This window comes from Serratia sp. HNCC26DJ206, assembly GCF_057180605.1.
Map to the genome: position 1 here is coordinate 38799 of NZ_JBXUGP010000030.1, position 12073 is coordinate 50871.

The 12073-nt window shown below is 52.7% G+C and carries 11 protein-coding genes and 1 pseudogene; 7 read left to right on the forward strand and 5 right to left on the reverse strand.

Features of this window, described 5'->3' with window-relative positions; translation table 11 throughout:
* The first annotated feature begins 103 nt into the window (after positions 1-103).
* The 4 genes from glpK to fpr all read left to right on the forward strand — a co-directional run bounded on the left by glpK (position 104) and on the right by fpr (position 4494).
* Positions 104-1612 (forward strand): glycerol kinase GlpK, encoded by a 1509-nt coding sequence (gene glpK / locus AC2A1E_RS19060; RefSeq protein WP_484385051.1) that lies wholly within the window; start codon positions 104-106, stop codon positions 1610-1612.
* 131 nt (positions 1613-1743) lie between these two features.
* Positions 1744-2754: a class II fructose-bisphosphatase gene (gene glpX, locus AC2A1E_RS19065; RefSeq protein WP_484385052.1), complete on the forward strand. Its 1011-nt coding sequence runs from the start codon at positions 1744-1746 to the stop codon at positions 2752-2754.
* Positions 2755-3118: 364 nt separating this feature from the next.
* Positions 3119-3742, forward strand: coding sequence for a helix-turn-helix transcriptional regulator (locus AC2A1E_RS19070; protein ID WP_484385053.1), 624 nt, complete (start codon positions 3119-3121; stop codon positions 3740-3742).
* Positions 3743-3747: 5 nt separating this feature from the next.
* Entirely contained in the window at positions 3748-4494 is a 747-nt protein-coding gene (gene fpr, locus AC2A1E_RS19075; RefSeq protein ID WP_484385054.1) for a ferredoxin--NADP(+) reductase, read from the forward strand.
* Between the two features lies 1 nt (position 4495).
* On the opposite strand, the gene AC2A1E_RS19080 is transcribed toward fpr, so the two are convergent.
* Positions 4496-4915: a DUF805 domain-containing protein gene (locus tag AC2A1E_RS19080; RefSeq protein WP_459400547.1), complete on the reverse strand. Its 420-nt coding sequence runs from the start codon at positions 4913-4915 to the stop codon at positions 4496-4498.
* 167 nt (positions 4916-5082) lie between these two features.
* Between AC2A1E_RS19080 and AC2A1E_RS19085 the strand changes: the two genes are divergently transcribed.
* Positions 5083-5670, forward strand: a complete 588-nt coding sequence (locus tag AC2A1E_RS19085) for a DUF1454 family protein (protein ID WP_484385055.1) — start codon at positions 5083-5085, stop codon at positions 5668-5670.
* A gap of 127 nt (positions 5671-5797) precedes the next feature.
* The gene (tpiA, locus tag AC2A1E_RS19090; protein ID WP_484385056.1) at positions 5798-6565 is read left to right on the forward strand and encodes a triose-phosphate isomerase; all 768 of its coding nucleotides are present in this window, start codon (positions 5798-5800) and stop codon (positions 6563-6565) included.
* A 65-nt stretch (positions 6566-6630) separates the two neighbouring features.
* On the opposite strand, the gene AC2A1E_RS19095 is transcribed toward tpiA, so the two are convergent.
* The 3 genes from AC2A1E_RS19095 to fieF all read right to left on the reverse strand — a co-directional run bounded on the left by AC2A1E_RS19095 (position 6631) and on the right by fieF (position 10016).
* The gene (locus tag AC2A1E_RS19095) at positions 6631-7620 is read right to left on the reverse strand and encodes a sulfate ABC transporter substrate-binding protein (RefSeq protein ID WP_484385057.1); all 990 of its coding nucleotides are present in this window, start codon (positions 7618-7620) and stop codon (positions 6631-6633) included.
* A 309-nt stretch (positions 7621-7929) separates the two neighbouring features.
* Positions 7930-8892: a 6-phosphofructokinase gene (pfkA, locus tag AC2A1E_RS19100; protein WP_484385058.1), complete on the reverse strand. Its 963-nt coding sequence runs from the start codon at positions 8890-8892 to the stop codon at positions 7930-7932.
* Positions 8893-9113: 221 nt separating this feature from the next.
* Positions 9114-10016, reverse strand: a complete 903-nt coding sequence (gene fieF, locus AC2A1E_RS19105; protein WP_484385059.1) for a CDF family cation-efflux transporter FieF — start codon at positions 10014-10016, stop codon at positions 9114-9116.
* Positions 10017-10295: 279 nt separating this feature from the next.
* Between fieF and AC2A1E_RS19110 the strand changes: the two are divergent.
* Positions 10296-10435: pseudogene (locus AC2A1E_RS19110) on the forward strand (IS5 family transposase); the annotation flags it as partial.
* 219 nt (positions 10436-10654) lie between these two features.
* Here the strand turns inward: AC2A1E_RS19110 and AC2A1E_RS19115 are convergent.
* Positions 10655-11683: a virulence RhuM family protein gene (locus AC2A1E_RS19115; RefSeq protein ID WP_484385060.1), complete on the reverse strand. Its 1029-nt coding sequence runs from the start codon at positions 11681-11683 to the stop codon at positions 10655-10657.
* Positions 11684-12073 lie beyond the last annotated feature (390 nt).

The window sequence follows — 12073 nt, forward strand, 5'->3', positions numbered from 1 at the left end:
ATGAGCTTACTCAAGTAAGTGATTCGGGTGAACGAGGGCGGCCAACAACCCTGCAACTTGAAAGACGACGGGTATAACGGTTAACAACAACAGGATTAAGCTCATGACAACAGAAAAAAAATACATTGTCGCTCTCGATCAGGGAACAACCAGTTCACGTGCCGTAGTGCTCGATCACGATGCCAACATTGTTGCGGTATCACAGCGTGAATTTACCCAAATCTACCCGAAGCCCGGCTGGGTGGAACACGATCCGATGGAGATCTGGTCCTCGCAGAGTTCTACGCTGGTGGAAGTGCTGGCCAAAGCGGATATCAGTTCTGACCAGATCGCCGGTATCGGTATTACCAACCAGCGTGAAACCACCATCGTCTGGGAAAAAGAGACCGGCAAGCCGATTTATAACGCCATCGTCTGGCAGTGCCGCCGTACCGCAGAAATCTGCGAAGAGCTCAAGCGTGACGGTCTGGAGGAGTACATCCGCCACAACACCGGGCTGGTGGTTGACCCGTATTTTTCGGGTACCAAGGTCAAATGGATCCTCGATCACGTCGAAGGTGCCCGCGAGCGCGCCAAGCGCGGCGAACTGTTGTTCGGCACCGTCGACACCTGGTTGGTGTGGAAAATGACCCAAGGGCGAGTGCATGTGACCGATTACACCAACGCCTCACGCACCATGATGTTCAACATCCACCAGTTGGATTGGGACGATCGTATGCTGGAAGTGCTGGATATCCCACGCGCCATGCTGCCGAAAGTCCGCCCGTCTTCAGAAGTTTACGGCCAGACCAACATTGGTGGTAAAGGCGGTACGCGTATTCCTATTGCCGGGATCGCCGGTGACCAGCAAGCGGCGCTGTACGGCCAGCTCTGCGTCCAACCGGGCATGGCGAAAAACACCTACGGTACCGGCTGCTTCCTGCTGATGAATACCGGTACTGAAGCCGTGCGCTCCAGCCATGGCCTGCTGACCACCATCGCCTGTGGCCCGCGTGGTGAAGTGAACTATGCGCTGGAAGGTGCGGTATTTATCGGTGGTGCTTCGATCCAGTGGCTGCGCGATGAGATGAAACTGATTAGCGACGCGGCCGACTCCGAATACTTTGCCACCAAGGTCAAAGACAGCAACGGAGTGTACGTAGTACCCGCCTTTACCGGCCTGGGCGCGCCATACTGGGATCCGTATGCTCGTGGTGCCATCTTTGGCCTGACGCGCGGCGTGAACAGCAACCACATTATCCGAGCTACGCTGGAATCTATCGCCTACCAGACTCGCGACGTGTTGGATGCGATGCAGGCCGATGCCAACACCCGCCTGCAATCGCTGCGTGTGGACGGTGGCGCGGTGGCCAACAACTTCCTGATGCAGTTCCAGTCCGACATCCTCGGTACCCGTGTGGAGCGCCCTGAAGTGCGTGAAGTCACAGCGTTGGGTGCGGCTTACCTGGCAGGCCTGGCGATTGGCTACTGGAACGATCTGGACGAAGTGAAGAGCAAAGCCAACATTGAACGTGAATTCCGCCCTGGTATCGAAACCACCGAGCGCAATTTCCGTTACAGCGGCTGGAAAAAAGCCGTGGCTCGTGCGCAGGCGTGGGAAGATCACGACTAAGTTCACCGGCTGCTTTTGCCCTGACAATGCGCTGCCTGCGGGCGGCGCTTTTTTTTGCCCCGCCCGACCGCCGCCGCCCTGTGATAAACTTTGTTGATATTTTCTTCCCTTTAATCACTCACAGGTTTGCCATGAAACGTGAATTAGCCATCGAATTTTCCCGCGTTACCGAAGCCGCCGCTCTGGCGGGTTACAAATGGTTGGGGCGCGGCGACAAAAATGCTGCTGACGGAGCCGCCGTCAATGCCATGCGCATTATGCTCAATAGAGTGGATATCGATGGCCGTATTGTAATCGGCGAAGGCGAGATTGATGAAGCCCCGATGCTGTACATCGGCGAGCAGGTCGGCACCGGTCAGGGTGATGCCGTGGATATCGCCGTCGATCCGATCGAAGGCACCCGGATGACGGCCATGGGCCAGTCCAACGCGCTGGCGGTGCTGGCGGTGGGCGATCGCGGCACCTTCCTGCATGCGCCAGACATGTATATGGAAAAGCTGGTGGTTGGCCCCGAGGCGCGTGGGGCTATCGATCTCAATTTGCCGCTGGCAGAAAACCTGCACAATATCGCTGCCCGCCTTGGTAAACCGCTGAGAGAACTGACAGTGATCACGCTGGCAAAACCGCGCCACGACGCGGTGATCGCCCAGATGCAGCAGCTTGGCGTGAAAGTGTTCGCCATTCCTGACGGTGACGTGGCCGCCTCTATTCTAACCTGCATGCCGGATAGCGAAGTGGATGTGATGTATGGCATCGGCGGTGCGCCAGAAGGCGTGATATCCGCCGCAGTGATCCGCGCGCTGGATGGTGACATGCAAGCCCGCTTGCTGCCACGCCATCAGGTGAAGGGCGATAGCGCAGAAAACCGTCGGATCGGTAAGCAGGAATTGGCCCGTTGCCAAGAGATGGGCATCGAAGCCGGTAAAGTGCTGATTCTTGATGACATGGCGCGCAACGATAACGTGATTTTTTCCGCCACCGGCATCACCAAAGGCGACCTGCTGGAAGGCATCACCCGCAAAGGTAATATGGCTACCACCGAAACCCTGCTGATCCGCGGTAAATCGCGTACCATCCGCCGCATCCGCTCGACCCATTATCTGGATCGCAAAGACGCTGCGCTGCACGAATTCCTGCTGTAAATATCAAGGGCACCGTATAGGGTGCCCCGCTATTCTTGTCTGGCCGCCTCACCCTTTTCTCATTATCGTTGCTAACGTGTTCACCCTTCATTACACCCATTACCACGCAAAGTGCCAGAGATAAACCTCAGGGCACCCTCTTTGTGTCGCATAAGCGAACAAATCTGATTTTTCAGTGAATTTCAGGTAGATATTGATCATCGTCATACTGGCAAAAATCACCGCCAATTTCGTAAATTAAACTGTACGAATAGCTAGAAAGAGTTAAGAATGTCAGGGGAATTGCGGCAATCCGGCTTTAGCATTTAATCGATAATTATTTTCATCAACTTGAAATAATATGACTGCCACAGGGATTTGGTTTATGAAAACACCAGAACTTATTTTATTGCAGTTGAAAACCTTAGGACCTCACTCTGCCAAAATGTTGGCCGAACGGCTTGAGATCACGCCGATGGGTATCCGTCAGCATCTGCAGTCCCTGGAAAAGCGTGAGTTGGTTTGTTACGAGGAAACGCGTACTAAAGTAGGCCGCCCGACGCGCTACTGGTCGCTCACCCAGCAGGGCCATGCCCAGTTTGCCGATAGCCATGACCGGCTGTCGAAAACGTTGCTGGAGTCAGCCCATGAGCTGTTCGGTACCGAAGGCGTAGAGAAACTGATTCTTGCACGGGAGGAAAAGCTCTTTCGCCGCTATGCTGATGAATTGGCGGAAGAGGAAAACCCGCTTGGTAAGCTTTCTCGCCTGGTGCGCCTGCGCCAGCACGACGGTTACATGGCGGAACTGCTTGAGCACCCGCAGGGTATGCTGCTGGTGGAAAACCACTGCCCCATCGGCGTGGCGGCCAATGCTTGCAGCAAACTGTGCAACTCGGAACTGCAACTGTTCCATCGCCTGCTTGGTCAGGGTTACCGGATAGAGCGCACGGCACATGCCATTTCCGGCTCACGACATTGTGCTTATTTGATTCAAACGCAGGAGCTTTAAACCGTATGGCTGAATGGGTTAATGGCAAAGTCACGCAGATCACACACTGGACAGACGGATTGTTCAGCATCACCGTCAATGCCCCAATCGACAGCTTCAGCGCCGGGCAGTTTGCCAAACTGGCGCTGGAGATCGACGGTGAACGCGTTCAGCGCGCCTATTCGTATGTTAACGCCCCCAGCGATCCCAACCTGGAGTTCTATCTGGTTACCGTGCCGGAAGGGAAACTCAGCCCAAGACTCCACCAGTTGCAACCGGGTGCCGACGTGATGGTCACCAAAGAGGCCGCCGGTTTCTTTGTGCTAGAAGAGGTGCCGGATTGCGACACGCTGTGGATGCTGGCTACCGGTACCGCCATTGGCCCTTATCTGTCGATTCTGCAACAAGGCCAGGGGCTGGATCGATTCAACAACCTGGTGCTGGTTCATGCAGCGCGCTTTGCCCGCGATCTCAGCTACCTGCCATTGATGCAGCAACTTCAACAGCGCTATCACGGCAAGTTACGCATTCAAACCATAGTCAGCCGCGAAGAAGTAACCGGATCGTTAACCGGGCGTGTGCCAGCGCTGATCGAAGATGGGCGGCTGGAAGCGGCCGTGGGGTTAACCCTCAATGCCGAAACCAGCCATGTGATGTTGTGCGGTAACCCGCAGATGGTGCGTGACACCCAGCAAACGCTGAAAGAACGCCATCAGATGCGCAAGCACCTGCGCCGCAAACCAGGGCATATCACCAGCGAGCATTACTGGTAATTCAGCGGAATTTTACCGGCTCGGCTTCCGGGCCGAATCGGTTATCCCCTGGAGTGCCGACAAAAGCGCCCAGATCGAGCGCCATCATCACCATAATCAGCGACGGGATAAACCGGCCGACGCCCCACTGCCAGATCGGTGCCAGCATCTGCCAGTTCCCCGCCGCCAGTATCCATGCCAGGATCAGCAGCAACGCCCACCAACCCGCCTTGTTGCGATCGTGAAGGCGTTTAACCAGCACCGCCGCCGTTGGCCATAGCAATACCACAATAAAAAAGGCAATCGACTGGATCGCAACCAGATGATAGTTGGCCAGCGTGAAAGCAGCAGCCATCAGCGCCAGCCAGATACCGATCCAGATCCAGAAATCACGCCGCCCGATGCGGCCCTTAAATGAGAAACACCACTGTTGTAAGGTCATTGATTCATGCACTCTTGGCCTGCCCATATTCAGCGACGCAGTGTAACATAGGCCATACCGGGTTGAGATTTCTGCCCGGCAGAAAGCGGGCCATCGCACATGCAACTTGAAGTATGACGAGTATATCGCTTTAATCGGAGTCATCCTTGTTACCGATACCGCCTATAATGCTGAGAAAAATCATCGCTATTGCCTGCCTGTTATTCGGTATCGGCAATGCTTGGGCCGATCCGCCAGATGCCGTTGCTGGTGCTCCTCCGAACGCGCCTTATCTGCTGGCCGGAGCACCGACATTTGATTTGACGGTGGTGCAATTTCGCGAAAAATATAACCGTGATAATCCGATGTTACCGATCGGCGAGTTCCGCGCGATTGCCTCCAAGGAAGACGATTCCCCGCTGTTGACCCGCGCCGCCAGTAAGCTGAACGAAAATCTGTATGCCTCTACCGCGCTGGAAAAAGGCACCGGTAAAATCAAAACGTTGCAAATCACCCATTTGCCCTTGCAGGGCAGCGAAGAAAAGGCCGCACGGGCGATCTCGGTCAACTACATGGCCGCCCTGATGCGCCAGTTCGAACCCGCGCTGACCGTAGAAGAAAGCATCATCAAGGTGAGTAATTTGCTGGAAAAAGGCAAAGGTCTGCATTTTTATCAGCATCAGATTGGCGCAATACGCTATGTGGTGGCAGATAACGGCGATCAGGGGGTCACCTTCGCGGTTGAACCGATTAAGCTGTCGCTATCTGAACCCTGATACCCCGGCAATTAATGATAAAAAGCAAAGCCTTTGCGTTTATTCATCTCTATACTGTTGGGCAGGTAAATTGCCGGTCCGGCAGTGGTTATTTCGACTCTCGCGTCCCTTTTTTGGAGAAAAACACATGCGTCATCCATTAGTTATGGGTAACTGGAAGCTTAACGGCAGCACCAATATGGTCAATGAACTGATCGCTGGCCTGCGCAAAGAACTGAGCAGCGTTGACGGTTGTGGCGTTGCCATCGCACCTCCGGTGATGTATCTGGATCAGGCCAAGCACGCGCTGGGCGGTAGCCGCATCGCGCTGGGCGCACAAAACGTTGACGTTAATCTGTCCGGCGCTTTCACCGGTGAAGTCTCTGCCGACATGCTGAAAGACATCGGTGCGCAATACATCATTATCGGCCACTCTGAGCGCCGGACTTATCACAAAGAAACTGATGCTGCGATCGCTGAGAAATTTGCCGTGCTGAAAACAGCTGGCCTGATCCCAGTGCTGTGCATCGGTGAAACCGAAGCAGAAAACGAAGCGGGTAAAACCGAAGAAGTTTGCGCACGCCAGCTCGACGCCGTGCTGAAAGCCCAAGGGGCTGAAGCCTTCAAAGGTACCGTGATCGCGTATGAGCCAGTCTGGGCCATCGGTACCGGCAAATCTGCTACCCCTGCGCAGGCACAGGCAGTACACAAATTTATCCGCGATCATATCGCCAAGCAGGATGCTGCCGTGGCCGCTGAAGTGATCATCCAGTACGGCGGTTCTGTGAACGACAAAAATGCCGCAGAACTGTTTGCTCAGCCAGATATCGATGGCGCGCTGGTTGGTGGTGCATCACTGAAGGCTGACGCTTTCGCCGTGATCGTCAAAGCCGCTGCCGCAGCGAAAAAAGCCTGATTTTTTCCGGCCTGAAATAGCAAAACCCCGGCGCGCCGGGGTTTTTTGTTTCTATCTTCAATGAATTACCGCTTACTGATCTCGTCAAACACGCCGCCGGTCGCAAAATGGACCTTCTGTGCGCTGGTCCAGCCGCCGAACGTATCATCCACGGTGAACAATTTCAGCTTCGGGAACTGCTCGGCAAATTTGGCGGCAACCGCCTCATCACGTGGGCGATAGTAATTCTTCGCGGCAATAGTCTGGCCTTCGGTAGAATACAGATATTTCAAGTAGGCATTGGCCACCTCACGGGTGCCGCGCTTATCCACCACTTTGTCGACCACCGACACGGTTGGCTCAGCCAAAACCGACTCGCTCGGGGTAATGATTTCAAATTTGTCTTTCCCCAGCTCTTTTTCCGCCAATAACGCTTCATTTTCCCAGGCGATCAGCACATCACCGATCCCACGCTCAACAAAGGTGTTGGTTGCGCCACGCGCACCGGAATCCAGCACTTCAACGTTCTTGTACAGGTTTTTGACAAATTCCTGTGCCTTGGCTTTATCGCCATTATTGTGATGCAGGGCATAGCCCCAAGCCGCCAGATAGTTCCAGCGTGCACCACCGGAGGTTTTTGGGTTCGGCGTAATCACCGATACGCCTGACTTTACCAGATCGGGCCAATCATGGATCTGCTTGGGATTGTCTTTACGCACCAGGAATACGATGGTGGAAGTATAGGGTGCTGAGTTGTCTGGCAGGCGCTTGATCCACTCTTTATCGATACGACCGCGCTCGGCAATGGCATCCACGTCATAAGCCAACGCCAGCGTCACCACATCGGCCTCAATGCCGTTGATTACCGAGGTGGCTTGCTTGCCGGAACCACCGTGTGACTGACGCACCGTGACGTTATCGCCGGTCTGCTGTTGCCAGTATTTACCAAAAGCGGTGTTGTATTCCTGATAGTACTCACGCGTTGGATCGTATGAAACGTTCAGTAATTGAATATCTTTCGCCATGGCACCGGATGCCGACAGCAGCAAAGTCACACCTACACCCCATTTACGCATTGCCTACTCCCCCAGAAAAATGACGATACCCAATGGATTTCGAGATGCAGGTAGGCGGCAAGGGAAATCATCCCGATGAGCTTACTCAAGTAAGTGATTCGGGTGAGTGAGCGCAGCCAACACCCCCTGCATCTTGAAAGACTACGGGCATACAACCTCAGTAGGTTGATTGAGCATTAGAGCCTGCCAGAAATTTCCCTCACCATTAAAGAATAAAAAATTTTCTGCTAGACCATTCTGGAATATGACGGCAACGCATAAAAAAAGCCTCCGGTAAACGAAGGCTTGTTTGCAGCAAATAAATACGTATCAGTACAGCTTTTTCGCCGTTTCCAGCCAGTCCATGTTGAACGGACGCTTCATGTTTTCGATAGCGTCGATGATGTCATGGTGCACCATCTTCTCGTTCTGAATGCCCACGCAACGGCCGCCGTAACCTTGCAGCAGCAGTTCAATGGCGTAAGCACCCATGCGAGACGCCAGGATACGGTCATAAGCCACTGGCGAACCGCCACGCTGGATATGGCCCAACACGGTCGCACGGGTTTCACGACCGGTTTCCTGCTCGATATAGCGCGCCAGTTCGTCGATATCACAGATGTGCTCGGTGATGGCCACGATGGCATGCTTTTTACCTCTGGCAATACCGGCTTTGATTTCATCAACCAGATCGTCACGGCTGAATTCGATTTCCGGCAGCACGATAAATTCACAGCCCCCGGCAATAGCAGCAGACAGCGTCAACTCACCGCAGTAACGACCCATCACTTCAACGATGGAGATACGCTGGTGTGATGAAGAGGTATCACGCAGGCGGTCAATCGCTTCCACCACGGTTTCCAGCGCGGTGAAATAACCGATGGTGTAGTCAGTGCCCGCCACATCGTTATCGATGGTGCCCGGCAGACCGATACAAGGGAAGCCCTCTTCGGTCAGGCGCTTCGCCCCCATATAGGAACCGTCACCGCCGATGACAACCAGCGCATCAATACCGCGCTTTTTCAGGTTTTCAATCGCCTTGGTACGTACGTTTTCATCTCTGAATTCAGGGAAACGCGCAGAACCCAAGAAGGTACCACCGCGGTTGATCATGTCAGACACGCTGTAGCGGTCCAATTTATCCATGCGATCTTCGTACAAACCAAGGTAGCCATCGTAAATACCAAAAACTTCCAGACCTTCTGTGAGTGCAGCACGCACAACGCCGCGAATGGCAGCGTTCATACCTGGCGCATCGCCGCCACTCGTCAGTACACCGATTTTCTTGATCATGACTACCTCTGAACTTGTAAAGAATTCTGTATTCGCCGATTACCCTGGACTCTTTCCGACTGCAGAAAACCAGCTTTACGGCTTTTATTGCTGGATATTATAACAAAAAGACTTAGCTGAATTGATTCAGGTCACGCAATATCGAGGAAAAAACCGCGTATAGCACACCGAGCTAAGGTGATATTCCCGCAATATCCACCCTATTGACCCAAATCAACTAATTATAGTTCCCAATGACCCTGCCGGCCTACTGGCACTACAGAGCAGGGATCCTGGTGGATAATCACATCCGCCCCCGGAAAACGGTGCAACAGCGCCTGCTCAACCTGCTCAGCCAGAACATGCGCCTGCATCAGCGGCAGCGAATCTTCCATTTCCAGATGCAACTGAATAAACCGCGTCGGCCCGGACTGCCGGGTACGCAAGTCGTGCGCCCCCTTTACCCCTGGCCAGGAGGATACCACGTCGATAATCGCCTGGCGCTCTTCATCCGGCAAGGCGCGATCCAACAGAGATTGCACCGCTTCATACCCCATCCGCAGTGCACTGTAGAGGATATAGACCCCGATCCCCAAAGCAAACAGCGCATCCGCACGGTGAAATCCGTACCAGCTGAGCCCCAGCGCCACTAGAATAGCACCATTCATCAGGACATCTGACTGATAATGCAGCATATCTGCTCGTATTGCCTGGCTGCGGGTTTTTCTTACCACCCAGCGCTGATAGGTGACCAGAACCAGAGTACTCACCAGCGCGATGACCGTCACCGCAATACCGATACCGAGATCGTTGAGTGGCTGTGGTGAGAAAAGGTGCTGGAAACCGGTCAGAAACAGGAACAGCGCAGAACCGGAAATAAACATGCTCTGCGCCAGCGCCGCCAATGACTCGGCCTTACCGTGACCAAAAGCATGTTCCTCGTCCGCAGGTTGCAATGAGTAGCGCACTACGAACAGGTTGGTTAACGAAGCAGCGATATCAACCAGAGAATCCACCAGCGCCGCCAGCAAACTCACCGACCCGGTGAGATACCAGGCAACGATTTTGATTATCAGCAAAACAGAAGCCATCGCGGTGGCGGCTAAAGCAGCAGATTTCACCAGACGCGCATATTGCTGTTCCATAAAGAACCCCAACTAAAACTCATGGCGTTAGTATAACGGAATGTCAGGTAGAAAAAGCCAGCTCGTAAGATTGATCCAGACTGTTGACGAACCCCTGATTTTTTGATGGAGGTCTGTCAATAATCTAAACCCTGTTGAAAGTATGGGGTTTTCTTTTGCTGCCTCAGGCCAACCCAAAAAATTATATTAATAAGTTCGTGTGTGATCAGAAGTGGTCTAGGCTATGTCCCTCAATTAAAAATGATATGCTAATCAGCTAATTTTCAAAAAGTTATCGCTATGGCTCGCTACGATTTTCCTGATGCTGCATGGGCACTCTCCTGACATTATTACCTCCAGAACGTTCTCAGCGCCCTGAGCATCCCTATATTGAACACCGTAAAGTCATCAATGGCATGTTTTGGGTTCTGTGTTCTGGCTACTAGATGGCATCGGCGTTCTTAGAAAAAAGGGTTTGATGAAGCGTCGAGGCAAGGCGATTCTTGCTGATAAAGCCTATTCAAACAAGGCGACCACAGGAGTCGCATTTGATAGCTAGTGCTATTGAATTTACTTAATTTTATCGTGTTGGATTTTGCTTGATGCCCCCTATTGTGCCCCCAAATGATTTTGTTTGTGGAAACTGGGAGCATTGGAGGCTATTTCTTGTTGCTGGTTTTCCACCGCAGTAAACCGGCGATATCCTTTTCCCCTTCAGCTTCTTTTAAGCGGCGTTGCTGCTCAGCAAATTGGATGTATTCAGCCTGTGCTTTTTCATCTGCCATTTTCTTACTGACAGTACCAGCATCCTGTAGAACTTCACGGTCGTTAAATTGCAGGAATTGATCCAGCTTTTCCTGCCAGTCACGCAGGAACACCTGCTGGCGACGCCGGGCCTGATCCTCGGCAAAATCCAGCCACATGTTGACCACGCGGTTAAGTTCGCTGACTTCATCCTGGTTGAGGTAGTTTTTCGCCACCGTCACATCGCTTTTACGCACCTCTTCGCCTTTATAGCTGCTCAAGCCCATATGAGGCTGGCTGGCATCGGCACGCTGATGGATCAGTTCGGCAGCGGTATGACCGGTGCAGGCAAAGTGCAGTTTGTTCTGGATAGTTTGAAAAAATAGCGTTGTTTCTTTGAGTGAAGGTTGGTAGTCGGCGGCTAACGCAAAGATCTCCCGAACCCGCAAATAAACCCGCCGTTCGCTGGCACGAATATCACGGATGCGTTCCAGCATCTCATCGAAATAGTCAGGTACAGCCGATGAACCCACGGGCGGATTTTTCAGCCGCTCATCGTCCATCACAAAACCTTTGATCAGGTATTCCTGGAGCGTTTGGGTTGCCCATTGGCGGAATTGGGTGCCTCGGACGGAACGGACGCGGTAGCCGACAGCGAGTACCATCGGCAGACTAAAATATTGAACCTGATAGTTTTTCCCGTCACTGGCAGTTGTTCGGTAAAACCGAACAACTGAATTTTCGATCAGCTCGCCGTCTTCAAAGATATTCTTGATGTGTTCGCTAATAGTCGCTTTAGCTTTGCCGTAAAGTTCGCAGATCATTGCCTGGGATAGCCACAGGGTATCGCTTTCAAAACGACACTCAACGCGCACTTTTCCATCACCGCTGGCAAACATAACAAATTCGCCTGCCGGGGATTGGGTTAAGTGTTTATCTGTCATGCCGCCTCCGCTTTGATCCGACTTACAATGCTGTATCTGCGTAGTATGCCAGAGATCTGCGTTTAAACTCATTACGTGCTGAGATGAGAGTACACATTTTTATCATCTTCTTGCTTGCGAATGGAGATAACCCACCGGATGTATTGCGAAACTAAAGAAATACTGCTTTACCCATAACCCTAGCTTCAGTCGTCGCGTTCTATCAAGGTGCAATCTGATTTGACCGTCGGCTAAGTGCCAATAACAGATATTGCTAATATACAGGTGTATTAATCAATGGGAGCAGGTCAGCAGCGCTGAAACTCTTATTTGTCAGACTGCTTCATCATGGGCATGTTTTTGACAAAAAAACCGACGGCATCAATACGGTCAGCTTCTTTTTCAGGATGA